The sequence below is a fragment of the Sphingobacterium tabacisoli genome, assembly GCF_017908035.1.
In the GTDB taxonomy this organism is placed as follows: Bacteria; Bacteroidota; Bacteroidia; order Sphingobacteriales; family Sphingobacteriaceae; genus Sphingobacterium; species Sphingobacterium tabacisoli.
This window is the reverse complement of record NZ_JAEQMU010000002.1, coordinates 332,945-349,084: the sequence shown is the minus strand read 5'-3', so window position 1 is coordinate 349,084 and position 16,140 is coordinate 332,945. Positions and strand designations below refer to the sequence as shown.

Sequence of the window (16,140 nt, the reverse complement as noted above, 5' to 3'; positions counted from 1 at the left end):
TTAGGCATTTTCGGCATAGACATTCTTTTCGTAGTTTTGAATTGTATTCTTTTGTATATGATCATGAAAAGTACTTTTAAAATTTTATCGAGCCAGGAATATAAGCGCACCTACTTTCCTTATCTTGAAGAGGAAATTTTAAGCAACTCAAATGCTTTACAGGTCTATGAAATAGAACGGTATTTAAAAGGTATACTTATTCCCGCCTTATCCTACAGGACTTCTTTTAGTTTTTTGATTATCGTAACCCACGGAGCCGTAAAGCAATGTATCAATAATGAAATACACACTATTTCACAAGGAGAATGTGCACATATTAGCGAAGGAGTATGGACCGATACGCAATTTGTTTCGGAAGATGTGAGTGGCTATGTCCTCGCTTACGAATCCAACATCTACACACAGTATAGTTTATTTCAGGGCAAACAAGTCGAATTCAATTATACGCCGTTTTATAAATTGAGTTCTTATGATTTTGAAGCAACAATTGCTAGTTTAAATCTATTAAAAAATGAACTGAATCTGCCCCAAAGTAGGGCAAATGTATACCTACCCCTATTTTATTCTATCCTATCCAGGCTTAACACCTACGCTCAGGAGAATAGAGTGTCTGGACGCGAAGTAGAAATTGTCCATTATTTCAAAAAATTGGTCAATCAGTTCCACATTGAAAATAGAGCGGTATCCTTTTATGCTGAAAAATTGCACCTGTCCGAAAATTACCTCAACCGCTGTGTCAAACACATCACCTCAAAATCTGCCAAACAGTGGATCAATGAAGTAAGTATCGAGCATAGTCAATTACTTTTACGGGATTTAACACTAGACATTGCTGAAATCGCATACGCAATGCGGTATCCGTCGCCAAGCTATTTTTCGAAGATATTTAAAAAAATAAGAGGCATATCGCCAATCTCTTACCGACATAGCTTATTCTCATAAAGACAGTGTTTTACAATATGCTCGCAAGAAATGTCACAATACTATTACTACAAGAATATTAACAAGTATTTAACATTTTAAACGGGCTTATACCCTTAACTTTGGGTATTCATAATTTAGGTTAATAATTGGTTAGTTAAGAACGCCTGTAGCTCCCCGCTTCAGGCGTTTTTTTATAATTCTTCATCGTGCTGCGTTCTGTCTAATCCCAATTCTTCATCTTTCTCGTGCACACGTAATGGAGCAATCAGATCAGTAAGCTTAAGGAGTAATAGTGCTCCAAAGAAAGCAAAAATAGAAACAGCAACGAGTGCAATCATATGTGCCGTAAACAAATTTGTCTCACCAAAGTATAAACCGTTCTCTTTCACGACTGGATTTATTGAGTTATGTGCGAATACGGCAGTCAATACCATCCCGACCATACCTCCTACTCCATGACAAGGAAATACATCCAACGTGTCATCGATACGGGTTTTACTACGTAGAAATACTAACAAATTACTTACTAAAGCCGCTATTAATCCAATAACGATAGAATGCGATACACTTACAAATCCAGCCGCCGGGGTGATCGCGACAAGTCCGACGACAGCACCGATACATGCACCCATTGCCGATGGCTTCTTACCTCGAATAATATCGACAAAAATCCAAGACATAGCTGCTACAGCAGAAGCTATCGTGGTTGTTGCAAATGCATGCGCAGCCAAACTGTTCGCCCCTCCTGCCGACCCAGCATTAAAACCAAACCAACCAAACCACAACAATGCCGTACCTAAAATAACATAGCTGATCCGAGCTGGTGAATGTGTGGGAGTCCTTCTTCCTTTTAAGTAAAGTGCTGAAGCCAACGCAGCCCATCCCGCAGACATGTGTACCACGGTCCCCCCTGCAAAATCCAATACGCCATACCTCGCTAGAATACCTTCAGGATGCCAGGTTGCATGAGCCAAGGGCATATAAATGAATATACTAAAAAGTAGAATAAATACCATGTAAGAATTAAAGCGAACTCGCTCGGCAAAGGCTCCGGTGATAAGAGCCGGTGCTATAATAGCGAATTTTAACTGAAACATAGCAAAAAGAATCAGGGGAACGGTTGGTACCCCCTCCCAGGCTACATTGCCCAGCATTCCCTTCATCATATAAAAAGTTCGAGGATCACCTATAATTCCTCCAATATCTTCGCCAAATGCCAAACTGAAACCAAAGACAACCCATACGATCGATATTAGGCACATACAAATAAAGCTCTGCAACATTGTCGAAATAACATTCTTTTTACTGACCATACCCCCATAGAAAAATGCCAAACCTGGCGTCATAATTAGTACCAGCGCGGAGGAAGTCAGCAACCAGGCTGTATCTCCAGAATCTAGCTTGACCTCAGACAGGTTTGCCATTTCTGTACATGGTCCAAGCATGCCTACAATAGCCAAAGCAATTAAAACAATAATTGGAATCGTTTTCTTCATTTGAATAGATTAAGTTAGATTATTAAATATATTCAAAAATAAACTTTTTTATAAAAAATTATCAATTAAAATTAGTTTTTATTAAAAAACTGACAACTATATTAATTTTTTAATGAAATAACCGAAATAAAAAAGCGCATAACATTTTAAATGTTATGCGCTTTTTTAAAATGAAAGCCGGCCTCTATTGGCTCTTATCTTGAAAATGTTGTTCTAAGATATCGAAAGCAACTTCCGCCATTTTATTGCCCTGTCTATCTAAAAGCGGATTTACTTCTACCACTTCTAAGCATTGGACTTTACCAGAATCGGTCAAACCTCTTAATAACATCGAAATCTCTTGCGGAAAAAAACCACGGGGTACTGGTGTACCTGTACCATCAGAGATTAACTCACTATCCATACTGTCCACATCAAAGGAAAGATATATGATATCACAGCTTGCGAGTCGTTCCAGTGTTTCATTCACACACACCTCAACACCTCGTTCCCTCACTTCCGCAACCATATAATTGCGTATACCCAACTCCGCTATCAGCGAGTCTTCTGGATCCTCGGTATCCCGTACGCCAAAATACACTAAATGAGCTGGGCTTACTTTCGGGCCTTTGATCTTCAGATCCTTCAACTTATTCCAATAAGTTTCGGTCTCTTCGTCAAGGTCATTGATCTTACATTTCAAATTATCTTCGCCCAGCATTGCACCAAGTGGCATGCCATGCATATTTCCTGAGGGCGTGGTATAAGGCGAGTGGATATCAGCATGCGCATCTATCCAAATAACACCAAGTGTCTTATCCGGGAAAGCTGCTTCTATCCCACTGATTGTGCCCATTGCGGACGAGTGGTCACCAGAGAACACCAATGGGAATTTACCGTGTGAAAGGCAATTTTTGACCACAGATGCTACTTCCTCACATTGTTGATACACATAAGGGATATACTTTGCAAATGGATGCTGATCATTTTCATAAACAGATTCATTACGTGTGCGTACATCTACAAAGGGATACCTATGAAAAAAATCACTCCCTTTATTGATTGCCGCTATTTCCATCGCATCGATCCCTAAATCCGCACCCCTAGTACCGGCCCCAATATCTGACCTGTTCTTAATTATTTCTATCGATGTCTGCATAATTTTAGTTTTTGTGCAACTACACTACAGTAGTTAAAACAAGAGATTATTTTAACAAATATCCAAAACTAAGGGCAGAAACTCAACTCTATTTATGATTTCGATAAAAAATAGTGCTAATAGCCGTTAGACAAGAATTTTTACCATCAGTTCAGACCCCTTTCATATTTTTACAGCAAATTATTCGGTCTACCAGCCAGCTACATAGGCTACATTTCTACATGTTCTCCAGCATCTTTCCAGTCTTTCATACCTCCTGAATAGTTTTTTACGTTCTCAAAACCATGCTTCTTAAGAATAGAATATGCGATAGCCGAACGGTCTCCAGCTTGACAATGAATCACCACTTGTTTATCCCGACTCACTTTATCCAGGTTATCTTGCAAAGTCCCAACAAAAATATGCTCCGCTCCTTTGATATGTCCAGCAGTGTACTCACTCACTCCTCTCAAATCGATCAACTGCACATTATCCCTATCCAAATAGGTTTTAAAAACATCCCTATCAACAACATCAGCTGTATTCAGTTCCAACCCCAACTCCGTTATATCGGTAATATAACCATACATATTATCCATACCGATACGCATTAACTTCCGTGTCAGATCTTCGATATCTGATTCATCGGCAATCAAGATAAACTGCTCTTGATAATTCAATTGCCAACCCATCCAAGTTGAAAAAGACTTGTTATTCTGAATATTGATACTACCTTTTAGAAAACCTGAAGCAAAAACAGTCTTTTCGCGCGTATCAATAACCTGCATCCCATTATTATAAGCAGAGATGAATTGTTCTTTCGTCAAGTGCGGGTGCTTTGGTACCGCTACAAGTAAAGGTCTATCTACTTTATTCAGCTGTTTCATCATCGCAAAATACGCTGGTGGTTCAGGCTGCCCATCTAAAAGATAATCTATGAATGCATTTTCTTCATTGGAAAACTGAAAGGCCCAGTTACGGATCTTTTCATATCCGACCGTTGTACTTGGGACAGCGCCAAGAGCTTTACCACAGGCTGATCCTGCCCCATGCCCTGGCCAGACTTGTATGTAATCTGGCAGTTCCGCAAAACGCTGTACAGATTGGTACATCTGTCTTGCCCCCTTTTCCTGTGTCCCTACAATACCTGCAGCCTTCTCTAAAAGGTCTGGCCGACCAATATCGCCTACAAAGACGAAATCGCCCGTAAAAATCATAACAGGAGAATCTGTTGCAGGATGATCCGTCAATAAGAAACTAATGCTCTCTGGCGTGTGACCTGGGGTATGCAGTACTTCTAGCGTTAGATTACCAACACTTATTGTATCTCCATGTCGCAATCCATGATGTTCAAATTGATACTGCCAATCTTCTCCGCCCTCATCAGAAAGGAAAAGCTCCGCTCCAGTGATAGTCGCCAACTCCCTAGATCCACTTAAAAAGTCGGCATGAATATGCGTTTCGGTAATATGTGTGATCCGTAGATTATTTTTCTTTGCAATCTCTAAATAGACATCAACATCACGTTGCGCATCGATTACAATGGCCTCGCCCTTAGCCTGACATCCAATCAAATAACTGGCCTGTGCAAGGCTTTCATCATATACGTGCTTAAAAAACATAGTTAATATTTTTAAAGTTTATCTTCAATTTACTATTTATCAAATCCTATACAAATATCCATACTATTCTCTAATGATACGGCTACTTATGTTACATATGACCTATAATGTGACAAGTCTCCGTCAAAAAAAGAGTTCTTTAGCCAGAATATAAAATCCCATAATTAGAATAAACCAACCAAACGCGGGTTTTAGCCTATGTCCATCAATACGCCGCCCAACATAGGTTCCTACAAATACTCCAACTATAGCCAATAACACAATTTTTATTAAGAATGACCAGTCGACTATAATACCAGGTAAGGAGGATACAAAACCTATAAGCGAATTGACAGCAATTATTAAAAGAGATGTCCCAATGGCCTCCTTCATTGGAACTCTTAAATTGTTAACAAGGACCGGAATGATCAAGAACCCTCCTCCTGCTCCAATAAAACCGGTGATAATTCCCACCAATGCACCTTGTATAAAAAGAACGCCTAGAGCATGTCCATCTTTTCCAGATTCCAGTATTTCTTCTCCATTATTTTTTCGTATCATCTGATAAGAGGCCAATACCATCAAAACGGCAAATAAGATCATGACTAGCATATTCTTTGTAACCGTGAAAGCATCCGAAGAATAAACTACCGTTGGAATAAGAGGCAACACAAAAATACGGGTCACTATTACTGCGATAATAGATGGTACGCCAAACACAAATGCGGTACGCAGATTAACAAGTTTCTGTTTAAAATAGGTAATAGAACCTACGAGACTCGTCGTACCGACTATACATAAGGAGTAAGCCGTCGCTAAAACCGCATCGACCTTAAAAAAATAGACTAATACAGGTACCGTTAGAATACTCCCCCCACCACCAATCAATCCTAAAGATAGACCAATCAAAATAGATGATAAGAAACCTAAAATCTCCATTCACTGTTGTTTTTTATTTGTACAAAAGTCATACAAAAAATGATATCTGTATGTATCACGTGTTACATAAAAGTACATTTATTATATCTTGCTAAGGTTTGGGTAGCATATCCATTAACGATCGACCTTCATAATAAATTGTTAAAATCTAAAGTTTAGATTTCAATCTGCTCAGTGTTTCTTGGGATATATTCAGGTAAGAAGCCACCATCTTATTAGAAAGTCGCCGCACTACTACAGGATTTTCAGCGAACAACAAGCGATACCGTTCAATAGCTTCCTGCGTCAAAAATGACATCAATCTATTCGTATTGTTTACATAAGCCAGCTCAAGGTATATCCTATAAAACTTTCCCCATTGCGGTATAGTATCCAGTAAATGAAAAAAATTCTTATGTGTAATATAGAAAACTTCAGAAGCCTCTACGGCCTGTATAAGCTCTTCAGAAGGTTCAGAAGTAATGAAACTGACTAAAGCTGTCGCAAACTGATTTTCAAAAGCAAAGTAACGTGTCGATTCCTGTCCATCACTATTGATAAAAAATATCCGGATACAACCTTTATTTACGAAGAATGTTCTTTGGCTCGCCTCACCATGCGAGAGCAACACCTCGTTTTTCTTTAGTTTGATGAACTTAAAATAAGACAATATCGTCTGCAACTCTTCATCTGTCACCGTTATTTTGTCTCTGATATAAGATGCTAATAATTCTGTCATTGATATTGTAAACCTGTATTGCACAAATCTACTAATAAAAATACGTTAACTAATCCCAATGATTCCCATGCTAACGTCGAAATAGCACCTCAACCATTTCAACCAATCGCAACACTCCGTTTCTTGTTGAGCAACAGCAGAAGGATTGCTAACACACAACTGATAGCCCCAAACAAATAGACCGTCTGATAGTCAAACCAGCCTGCTACCAGCCCCGCCAGGGGCCCCGCCAAACCTAAGGACAAATCTACAAAAGCAACATAGGCTCCTAGTGCTGTTCCACGCATCTGGGGTTGTACTCGTTGCAATGCCAACACGCCCAATGCAGGAAAAACCAATGAAAATCCTATTCCAGTCAACCCACATCCGATAATCGCTATCAACTGTGACGAAGCCGTCCAAATTAATACCTGCCCCAGCACTTCCACTAACAGTGACAAGAGTGCAATCTTGTACCCTCCAAACCGATCTGGAAAAGAAGCAAAGAAAATCCGGGTCAAAACATAACATACTCCAAATACAAGAAAAGCAAATGAAGCATCCCCCCACTCTTTGTGTGTAAAGAATAGGGCAATGAATGATGCAATACAACCGAAAGCCATAGAAGAGAAAGCGAGGCTCATCCCCTCTCCTGAAACTGCTCCTATCACTTTATAGAAAGGCATCCTAACAGTGATTTTTTCGATCTGTAGTCGAGGCAATCGTAGCGTGACCAGCCAACTGATGACAGGTAGTAAGACGATCAATAAAAAGACCAAAAGAAAATCATAATTCTTACCCATAAAAATGCTCAATGGTGCTCCCAATGCTATCCCAGCATACATAGCAATTCCATTCCAAGTCATCACTTTGCCCGAGTTCGCAGGGCCGACCAGTCCTATTCCCCATGTCAATGCCCCCGTGATCAAAAAACTCTCCCCCACACCATGAATGATCCGTGCAATCATCAAAAAGATAATAGACGCTATCGGTGTATGCTGAAGCGAAATAGCTAAGATATACGCCACCCCGGCAATAATAGCTAAAAAAACACCCAGCATCTTACTCGCCTTGGCTCCTTTAGTATCCGTCATCTTACCTGAATAGGCACGTGTCAATAAAGTTGATAAGAACTGTAAACCGATGACTATTCCAACGACTACGCTATCGAACCCCAATGCTTCCTGCACAAATCCAGGGATAACTCCCAATACCATACCTATCGTCAAATAGACGCAAAAAACGGATACAATGATTGGAATAATTGCCTGGTAGAATCCAAGCTTGCCCCCCTCGTTTAATGTATTATTATCCATATAACTAATGTTTTATTTTTTATTCGAGGACAAAGGTAAAAGTGCCTCAACAGACGAGCATTGACCTAAGTCAAAAAAACAAAAAGCGAAAAACACTTTTCCTAAGGCATCCCACGGACGGTCAAATTTGCATAATCGTTTAATTTTCCGTATATTGTGTTTTTTGAAGGAAAAACTACTCTGTAGAATAATAGAGTTGTACAATAGTATTCAATATGTTTACCATGTGGTAAAACCTAATTTTTCCTTTCTATTTGGCATTGCCATCTGATTAGAAATTCCCTGGAATTTCTTCTGTTGCATTCTGGATTTATTCAGAATGGTCTTGAATCTAAAGATTCGTTTTCATTAAGAATTAAACACAGTTGTCTCGCTTATGAGACGGCTTAAATTTTTATTATTAATAGTATTATATGACAAATTTTAAAGTTGGTATTATTGGCGCTGGCCCTAGTGGGTTAGCTATGCTACGAGCATTTGAATCGGAACAGAAAAAAGGTAATCCCATCCCAGAAATTAAATGTTATGAAAAGCAAGATAATTGGGGCGGTATGTGGAACTATACCTGGCGTACCGGCGTAGGGAAATACGGCGAACCCCTTCATGGAAGTATGTATAAATACTTATGGTCTAATGGTCCTAAGGAATGTTTAGAATTTGCAGACTATACATTTACCGAACACTTCGGCCAACCTATATCTTCCTACCCTCCTAGAGAAGTTCTCTTTGATTATATACAGGGGAGAATCAACCAAAGTAATGCCCGCGATTATATACAGTTTAACACGGTAGCTAGATGGGTCGATTATATCGAAGACAAGCAGCAGTTTCGAGTAATTTTTGACAGTTTAAAAGACAATCGTACTTTCGAAGAATACTTCGACTACCTGATTGTAGGTACAGGCCATTTTTCTACTCCAAATTTTCCTTATTTTGAAGGAATCGAGGATTTTCCTGGAGCAGTAATGCATGCCCATGATTTTAGGGGTGCAGATCAGTTCAAGGATCAGCGCTTACTGCTGATAGGAAGCAGCTATTCCGCCGAAGACATTGGTGTACAGTGCTACAAACATGGAAGCCAATCGGTTACTATAGCATACCGCAGCAATCCCATAGGATGTAATTGGCCAGAAGGAATCAAAGAAAAGTCTCTTGTTACACATTTTGAAGGCTCTAAAGCATGCTTTAAAGATGGTTCTTCTGAAGAATTTGACGCCGTTATCCTGTGTACAGGCTATCAACATAAATTCCCTTTTTTACCAGATGAGCTACGGTTAAAAACAAAAAACCGACTTTACCCAGACGACCTTTACAAAGGCGTGGTATTCAATCATAATGAACGCCTGCTCTATTTAGGTATGCAGGATCAGTATTATACGTTCAATATGTTTGACACCCAGGCCTGGTTCGCACGCGACTATATGTTAGGCCGAATTTCGATTCCAGAAAAAGAAAGCCGTACAGAAGATATCAAAAAATGGATGGATTATGAAGAACGCACCAACACAGGTGCCGAACATGTTGATTTTCAAACGGACTATATCAAAGAGCTCATAGGGTTGACTGATTACCCCGACTTTAATGTAGATAAAGTTTCTACTATGTTCAAAAGCTGGCTTAAGGACAAAGAAAACAACATTTTGAACTACCGTGATCAGATATACAAATCTGTAATGGATGGCACACAAGCTATCCCTCATCATACCGCTTGGATGGATGAAATGGATGATAGCTTAGAAAAATATCTCGAAGAGAGCGTCGAAAAAGTGGACGCCATCTAAACTATACCAAAATGTGTGTGGGTGGCAATTCCAGACGCCATCTACACGCATATATCTCTTTTACACCTTTTTACGGAAACCCGTAAACATCTCGATTAAACTTTAACGTAATTTGTCGCGATTTCCAGAAAATCACGTTATAGGAGTAATTAGTTTGACAGAAGTTAAAAGACACAACCTAATTAAGCCTACGACGTATACATCTACGTAAAAAACAGGCTTAAGAACATTCTAAACAAGAATAAAACATATAATATGAAAACCGTTCTATCTGGTATACTTTATTTTATAGTTGCTTTTTCTTCGCTATTTATAGTAAATCCTGGAGTAAACATCAATGCGATCTTTACGACAAGCTTGATAGCGACCATAGTGACACTTCTTCTTTTCTGGGCGGTCATTTTAATTTCAAAGAAAAGGCAACAGATTGAAAAGTCCTAAAGATACAGCTGTAATTAGGCCTTTGTCTCGTCCCAGTAGTAGCTATCCGCATAAATACGTTGCCCAAAGATGGCAGTCCCTACCCGTACAATTGTAGCTCCTTCTTGAATCGCAGTTTCCAAATCCCCACTCATTCCCATAGATAACTCTTGCATAGACACGCCTGCTATATTCTGCGCTAATACTTCCTGTTGTATACTTTTCAGCAATTGAAAGCAGGGTCTTACCTTTTCTGTTTCTGCACTAAACAAACCAATCGTCATCAAACCTTTGATTTCAATATTTTTAAATTGGGCAACTTCCCGTACCAGATTGACTGCTTGGTCAGGGTGCGTTCCGAACTTACTTTGTTCGCCAGAAGTATTCACCTGTATCAGTACCTCGATTTTCCGATTTTCATACTCCAACCTTTGCTGAAGTTTTTCTGCCACATCCAATCGGTCCAGAGACTGTATACAAGTGATATTATATTTCAAGATATCCTTTATCTTATTCGACTGTAGATGTCCGATAAAATGGCTGGTATGAGGTACCAATTGCAATGACTCATATTTTTCTTTTATTTCCTGAACTTTGTTTTCCGCGATCAGTGTCTGTCCAGCTTCTAGGGCTACCTTAATACGGTCAGCTGGCACTGTTTTCGTTGCTAAAAGCAATTTCACCTCGTTAGGATCGCGTCCACTGTCTCTACATGCTACCTCCATCCTACGAAGTATAATATTTAGATTATTGATTATATCACTCATCTACACAAAAATTAAAAACTAGGATTCCAACCGCTCCTTCTCATTTCCATCCTACACTATGACACAAAGGTAAACTTCAAATCAAATACCATTCTACGACAGTTTCACAAAAAAAACATAGTCCAGACCAGCCGTGTGTTACTACTTCGATTTTCCTTCCACCAGAACGGTATAATGTAGCTTCGCCGTCACTATCTCATCGCCAGGCGCATCACTAGCCACTTCGTCAGCTCTAGTAATCAATTCAAACCCTTCAAACCAAGCTTCAATACCATTTTCAACTTCATTCTTTGCTACAAATTCCTCTTTTTCAAATCCAATATTATAAAAATAAGGCCCGTCGGTATTATCTATTACACTCTTGGGGACACTAACTTTTATTGAAACTTTGAGTTCTCTTGTATGCATATGTATATAAATTTATGAAGGATAATTAATCTGCTTTCAAAGTTACGCAACTTCATTATGGTATCCTCTGCCTTACTACTCATATTTAGGTAAAAAAAAGAAGAAACATACCTGCATAGCTACATAGTACATTTCTTCTTCTGACATTCTATATGTTTCAGTGCACTTAGCTTTATTAAGCGCTACCTCTTATCCTATTTTGATTCGCGGACAAAAACCTGTGTAGTCTCTCCGATCACCACATTAGGAAATTTTTTATCATAATCAATTGCTATATCTCCGGCACCAGACTGACCATCGCCATTAGAATCCCAATCAAGGGAAACATAATACTTAATTGGATCACCTTCTCTGACAGCAGGTTTTATAAGTTTTTCATGATTAGTAGGGAGTTTAAAGGTAACCGTAAATGGCAACTTCGACTGATCAATTTTTTCTTCCATGATTAATGTCGCTGGAACATCAGCTATATTTTCCGCTACTGCATAAAGAGCTACTTTACCTTCTGTTTTTTTGATCGCCATATCGCCTACGAATTCTACCGATACGGTTTTAGTTTCATCTTGGGTCTGCGTTTGCTTCTCTGACTCTTTTACTTTAGATGGATTCGCACAACTTGCAAATAAGGCTAATGCCAATACTAATACTGATGATATTTTTTTCATGCTTTTATTTATTGTTTGTTCACTCTAATTCTTCTTAATCCTAATTGTACATTTCTCCCCCTTTTAACATACAATTGGAACTTATCTTTTGTTTAGATAATTCCACTTTTATCTTTTATTATGACAAGACATATTCATTTTATACACTAGATATCTAACGAACAAAAAAAACATTTCGATACACTAAAACAAAGAAAATATCCAGTTTAAAAAAAAGCCTCATTAATAATACTAATGAGGCTTTTTTAAAAAAATATATAGTCTATTCAGAATACAAATAGCGTATTTCGTCTCTCAGATTATAATTTGAAGCCATTACTTCACCGTAGGCTCCCGCAGTTCGTATTGCAATCAGATCACCACGCTTACTTACTGGTAGCGAGACTTCTTTACCAAAACTATCCGAGCTTTCACAAATTGGCCCCACAACATCATAACTGAGTTGCTTTTCCGAAGTACTCTCCCCTACTCGCTCTATCTTATGGTACGCTTGATACAATGCTGGACGCATCAGCTCGGTCATTCCCGCATCAAGAATCAAAAAGTTTTTCTTTGCTCCGCTTTTTGTGTACAATACCTTACTTACCAAAGTACCACACTGCGCCACTAAAGCACGTCCTAACTCAAAGTGTACCTCTTGTTGGGCATTACGTTCCAAAAACTTATCAAATACATCAAAATAAGCCTCAAAGTCTGCAATTGGATTACCGTCTGGATTATTATAATCCACGCCTAACCCACCACCAACATTAATTATCCGGATATAGGTTCCACGTTCTTCAAACCAACGCTTCCATTCATTAACCTTCACACAGAGACTTTTGAAGACATTGAGATCCGTAATCTGAGAGCCCACATGAAAATGTAGCCCCACAAGGTCGATGTGTTCACAGGTCTTGATTACCGCCGCAGCCTTCTCTAATTCGGAATTCGGAACACCAAACTTATTTTCATCAAGTCCAGTAGTGATATAATGATGGGTATTAGCATCTACATTGGGATTTATCCGCAATGAAACGTTAGCACGTTCGCCATGTTGTCCAGCCAACTCATTGATCACCTCCAATTCCTGAATAGACTCTACATTGAAAGCAAAGATCCGATGTTTTAGTGCCATCACAATCTCTTTATCAGACTTACCAACACCAGCAAAGGTAATTTTATCAGCAGCAAATCCTGTATCAATTGATCTTTGCACTTCATTACCACTCACACAATCTGCACCAAATCCCATAGCCTGGATCACAGCGAGCACCCTACTATTAAAATTCGCTTTCAGTGCATAATGTACATGAAAGCCACGTTTGTCAGCAGCTACTTTCGCTTCATGTAGCGTCTGCTTCAACAGCTTTAAATCGTAATAATAAAATGGTGTCTCCTGCCCTGCGAAAAGATTTAATAATTCATTATTTCCAAACATGCCTTCTATTCTATTCTAAATATTTAAAACAACCTATTATGTAAAGAGCGTAATGCTTCGATCTTATGTTTCGAATCCAACAGGATCGAGACATTATAATCCGAACCTCCATAAGATATCATACGGACCGGCAAATGTTTGACCGCATCCAATACACGTGCAGCATAGCCGTGTGTATTAGCCCCAAAATCCCCAACAACACAAACAATAGTCTGTCCCTCATCAACACCGACCTTACCAAAAATCTCTACTTCCTTAATAATTTCCAAAAGATTGCTCGTATCATCAATTGTCAACGAAACGGCTACCTCCGACGTAGTGATCATATCGATTGGTGTCTTGTAACGCTCAAATATCTCAAATACTTTGCGTAAAAAACCATAAGCCAACAACATTCTTGAAGAATGTATATGTATCGCTGTAATACTGTCTTTCGCGGCGATCGCACGAATGACTCCTTTTTCAGAACCGCCTTTGGATATCAATGTTCCATGTGCAGTAGGATCCATCGTATTTAGCAAGCGAACCGGTACATTATAACGCTGTGCAGGAAATACGCTCTGTGGGTGCAATATTTTAGCTCCAAAGTACGCTAATTCAGCTGCTTCATCAAAACAAAGGTGCGCAATAGGCGATGTGTTCGTTACAATGCGTGGATCATTATTGTGCATCCCATCAATATCAGTCCAGATCTGAATCTCTTCAGCCTGTACCGCCGCACCGATTAAGGATGCTGTATAATCAGAGCCGCCCCTACGTAAGTTATCCACCTCACCGAATGAATTTCGACAGATGAATCCCTGAGTAATAAATAATTTATTCGCTGGATGTGCATCCAACAATGGAGTTATTTTTTGTGTAATATAATCTACGACAGGCTCATTATCCTCATCAATTTTCATAAAATCCAGTGCTGGAAGCAACACCGAAGGAATACCAATCTCTTCTAGATGGAAATGCCAAAGTGCCGTAGACATTAATTCACCCTGCGCCAAAATCACTTTTTCTTCTGTCGACGTAAACACTTCATTATTCGCAAAAGATTCTATCACATGAAAATGATGGTCAATAAGTTGCTTCCCCTTCTTAAGCCCTTCTTCGGTGGTAAAGAGCTCCTTAATAAGTTCTTCATACTTATTTTTGTGCGCTTCGATTAGTTGTTTGGCAGACTGCTTATCCCTATTAAGGAAAGCTTGTCCAATTTCTACTAAAGCATTAGTTGTACCTGACACGGCAGATAACACCACAATTTGACGCTCGTTAGGGTCAACGATTTCCAACAACCCTTTGATACGAGCTGCACTTCCTACGGAAGTACCACCGAATTTTAGAATTTTCATGAAGTAATTACACTTTTAACTTTATATTATATTTCAAAAGGCTCATTCTACAGAACCTCGCATCTTTACAAAAACAGTAACATCCTGTTTTAGAGCGTGAATATACCCAATTACCCCGAATATTATGCGAATTTTTCATTCTTAATATTGAAAAAATGAAAATATCATAATTACAACCCAAATTGTATTCTTGCCCTTTTGCACTATATCGTCCAAAAAAAATGCGGCACAGATACCTCTTAGGTGTGTGCCGCTTAAAATATATTTTTGCGGAAGATTTACTTCTTCAGACTTTCGATCAATAATAACGCGAGCTCCTCGCCTATACGTTCCTGAGCCTCATTCGTCGCGGCACCGATATGTGGAGTCAGTGACACTTTAGGATGTGTTAACAATGCTCCACGTGGAGTTGGCTCGCTTTCAAAAACATCTAATCCAGCAAATGCTACTTTACCCGAATTCAGGGCCTCTATGAGCTCCAATTCGTCAATAACACCTCCACGGGATGCATTAACCAAGCCAACACCGTCTTTTAGCAAAGCAAACTCTTCTTTACCAATTACCGGTTTATCCAAAAATGGGACGTGCAACGAAATAAAATCAGACACTTTAAACAGTTCATCCAATTCAACCTGACGTACGGTCAAATCCACCTCTACTCCTCCAGACAGGCTCAACTTCAAAGACAAAGGCCCCTGGAATAAATCATAATAAACCACATCCATCCCCAATCCCAACGCAATCTGCGCAGTAGCCCTTCCAATACGGCCAAAACCAACGACACCAAGAGTTTTGCCTTTCAACTCTGTTCCCGCTGCGTAAGCTTTTTTTAACCCTCCAAAATTGGTAGCTCCTTCGACAGGCATCTTCCGGTTCGAGTCGAACAGAAAACGAACTCCGTTCAGTAGATGGGCAAAAACCAACTCCGCGACAGAGTGCGACGAAGCTGCTGGCGTATTTACTACAGTAATTCCCTTCGAGCGTGCGTAGTCGACATCAATATTATCCATCCCAACTCCTCCTCTACCGATCACTTTAATGTTCGGACAAGCGTCAAGGAGTTCCTGCCTTAATTTTGTAGCACTGCGCACCGTAACCGCATCATAGCCGTTAAGTTTATTAATCAACTCCTCTTGCGGGATATGTTCCGTATCAACTACAAATCCTGCATCTTCTAATATCTTCTTGCCAATGGGATCTATCCCATCATTTGCCAAAATCTTCATTATTTACTTTTTTTGTGATCTTG

15 protein-coding genes are annotated in these 16,140 nt (G+C 39.3%); 3 read left to right on the top strand and 12 right to left on the bottom strand.

Going from position 1 to position 16,140, the window contains the following annotated elements:
• The first annotated feature begins 63 nt into the window (after positions 1–63).
• The gene (locus JKG64_RS12410) at positions 64–942 is read left to right on the top strand and encodes a helix-turn-helix domain-containing protein (protein WP_210354641.1); all 879 of its coding nucleotides are present in this window, start codon (positions 64–66) and stop codon (positions 940–942) included.
• A gap of 173 nt (positions 943–1,115) precedes the next feature.
• On the opposite strand, the gene JKG64_RS12405 is transcribed toward JKG64_RS12410, so the two are convergent.
• From JKG64_RS12405 to JKG64_RS12380, 6 genes are all read right to left on the bottom strand, one after another.
• On the bottom strand, positions 1,116–2,420 hold the full coding sequence (locus tag JKG64_RS12405; RefSeq protein ID WP_210354640.1) for an ammonium transporter: 1,305 nt from the start codon (positions 2,418–2,420) through the stop codon (positions 1,116–1,118).
• A 184-nt stretch (positions 2,421–2,604) separates the two neighbouring features.
• The gene (rocF, locus tag JKG64_RS12400; RefSeq protein ID WP_210354639.1) at positions 2,605–3,558 is read right to left on the bottom strand and encodes an arginase; all 954 of its coding nucleotides are present in this window, start codon (positions 3,556–3,558) and stop codon (positions 2,605–2,607) included.
• Between the two features lie 209 nt (positions 3,559–3,767).
• A complete protein-coding gene (locus JKG64_RS12395; RefSeq protein WP_210354638.1) occupies positions 3,768–5,159 on the bottom strand; it encodes an MBL fold metallo-hydrolase in 1,392 nt (463 codons plus the stop codon).
• A 123-nt stretch (positions 5,160–5,282) separates the two neighbouring features.
• Positions 5,283–6,077, bottom strand: a complete 795-nt coding sequence (locus JKG64_RS12390) for a sulfite exporter TauE/SafE family protein (protein WP_210354637.1) — start codon at positions 6,075–6,077, stop codon at positions 5,283–5,285.
• Between the two features lie 148 nt (positions 6,078–6,225).
• Positions 6,226–6,795 carry a Crp/Fnr family transcriptional regulator gene (locus JKG64_RS12385; RefSeq protein WP_210354636.1) on the bottom strand — a complete coding sequence of 190 codons (570 nt, stop codon included), beginning with the start codon at positions 6,793–6,795 and terminating at the stop codon, positions 6,226–6,228.
• A gap of 98 nt (positions 6,796–6,893) precedes the next feature.
• Positions 6,894–8,090 carry an MFS transporter gene (locus JKG64_RS12380; RefSeq protein WP_210354635.1) on the bottom strand — a complete coding sequence of 399 codons (1,197 nt, stop codon included), beginning with the start codon at positions 8,088–8,090 and terminating at the stop codon, positions 6,894–6,896.
• Between the two features lie 413 nt (positions 8,091–8,503).
• On the opposite strand from JKG64_RS12380, the gene JKG64_RS12375 reads away from it, so the two are divergent.
• Both JKG64_RS12375 and JKG64_RS12370 read left to right on the top strand, forming a co-directional pair.
• Entirely contained in the window at positions 8,504–9,871 is a 1,368-nt protein-coding gene (locus tag JKG64_RS12375) for an NAD(P)-binding domain-containing protein (protein WP_210354634.1), read from the top strand.
• Positions 9,872–10,126: 255 nt separating this feature from the next.
• Entirely contained in the window at positions 10,127–10,312 is a 186-nt protein-coding gene (locus JKG64_RS12370; protein ID WP_210354633.1) for a hypothetical protein, read from the top strand.
• 14 nt (positions 10,313–10,326) lie between these two features.
• On the opposite strand, the gene JKG64_RS12365 is transcribed toward JKG64_RS12370, so the two are convergent.
• The 6 genes from JKG64_RS12365 to JKG64_RS12340 all read right to left on the bottom strand — a co-directional run bounded on the left by JKG64_RS12365 (position 10,327) and on the right by JKG64_RS12340 (position 16,117).
• On the bottom strand, positions 10,327–11,058 hold the full coding sequence (locus tag JKG64_RS12365) for a YggS family pyridoxal phosphate-dependent enzyme (RefSeq protein WP_210354632.1): 732 nt from the start codon (positions 11,056–11,058) through the stop codon (positions 10,327–10,329).
• A gap of 141 nt (positions 11,059–11,199) precedes the next feature.
• Positions 11,200–11,466 carry a hypothetical protein gene (locus JKG64_RS12360; RefSeq protein ID WP_210354631.1) on the bottom strand — a complete coding sequence of 89 codons (267 nt, stop codon included), beginning with the start codon at positions 11,464–11,466 and terminating at the stop codon, positions 11,200–11,202.
• A gap of 194 nt (positions 11,467–11,660) precedes the next feature.
• Positions 11,661–12,131: a hypothetical protein gene (locus tag JKG64_RS12355; RefSeq protein WP_210354630.1), complete on the bottom strand. Its 471-nt coding sequence runs from the start codon at positions 12,129–12,131 to the stop codon at positions 11,661–11,663.
• 262 nt (positions 12,132–12,393) lie between these two features.
• A complete protein-coding gene (gene lysA, locus JKG64_RS12350) occupies positions 12,394–13,551 on the bottom strand; it encodes a diaminopimelate decarboxylase (protein ID WP_210354629.1) in 1,158 nt (385 codons plus the stop codon).
• A 23-nt stretch (positions 13,552–13,574) separates the two neighbouring features.
• Positions 13,575–14,891 carry an aspartate kinase gene (locus JKG64_RS12345; protein WP_210354628.1) on the bottom strand — a complete coding sequence of 439 codons (1,317 nt, stop codon included), beginning with the start codon at positions 14,889–14,891 and terminating at the stop codon, positions 13,575–13,577.
• 278 nt (positions 14,892–15,169) lie between these two features.
• Positions 15,170–16,117, bottom strand: coding sequence for a D-2-hydroxyacid dehydrogenase (locus tag JKG64_RS12340; RefSeq protein WP_210354627.1), 948 nt, complete (start codon positions 16,115–16,117; stop codon positions 15,170–15,172).
• Positions 16,118–16,140: the final 23 nt, after the last annotated feature.

Bases quoted from the DNA above. Each gene is read 5' to 3' on its own strand.
- JKG64_RS12355 (WP_210354630.1), bottom strand. From the start codon at position 12,131: ATGAAAAAAATATCATCAGTATTAGTATTGGCATTAGCCTTATTTGCA.
- JKG64_RS12390 (WP_210354637.1), bottom strand. From the start codon at position 6,077: ATGGAGATTTTAGGTTTCTTATCATCTATTTTGATTGGTCTATCTTTA.
- JKG64_RS12360 (WP_210354631.1), bottom strand. From the start codon at position 11,466: ATGCATACAAGAGAACTCAAAGTTTCAATAAAAGTTAGTGTCCCCAAG.
- JKG64_RS12410 (WP_210354641.1), top strand. From the start codon at position 64: ATGAAAAGTACTTTTAAAATTTTATCGAGCCAGGAATATAAGCGCACC.
- JKG64_RS12365 (WP_210354632.1), bottom strand. From the start codon at position 11,058: ATGAGTGATATAATCAATAATCTAAATATTATACTTCGTAGGATGGAG.
- lysA (WP_210354629.1), bottom strand. From the start codon at position 13,551: ATGTTTGGAAATAATGAATTATTAAATCTTTTCGCAGGGCAGGAGACA.
- rocF (WP_210354639.1), bottom strand. From the start codon at position 3,558: ATGCAGACATCGATAGAAATAATTAAGAACAGGTCAGATATTGGGGCC.
- JKG64_RS12375 (WP_210354634.1), top strand. From the start codon at position 8,504: ATGACAAATTTTAAAGTTGGTATTATTGGCGCTGGCCCTAGTGGGTTA.
- JKG64_RS12340 (WP_210354627.1), bottom strand. From the start codon at position 16,117: ATGAAGATTTTGGCAAATGATGGGATAGATCCCATTGGCAAGAAGATA.
- JKG64_RS12345 (WP_210354628.1), bottom strand. From the start codon at position 14,891: ATGAAAATTCTAAAATTCGGTGGTACTTCCGTAGGAAGTGCAGCTCGT.
- JKG64_RS12405 (WP_210354640.1), bottom strand. From the start codon at position 2,420: ATGAAGAAAACGATTCCAATTATTGTTTTAATTGCTTTGGCTATTGTA.
- JKG64_RS12395 (WP_210354638.1), bottom strand. From the start codon at position 5,159: ATGTTTTTTAAGCACGTATATGATGAAAGCCTTGCACAGGCCAGTTAT.
- JKG64_RS12385 (WP_210354636.1), bottom strand. From the start codon at position 6,795: ATGACAGAATTATTAGCATCTTATATCAGAGACAAAATAACGGTGACA.
- JKG64_RS12370 (WP_210354633.1), top strand. From the start codon at position 10,127: ATGAAAACCGTTCTATCTGGTATACTTTATTTTATAGTTGCTTTTTCT.
- JKG64_RS12380 (WP_210354635.1), bottom strand. From the start codon at position 8,090: ATGGATAATAATACATTAAACGAGGGGGGCAAGCTTGGATTCTACCAG.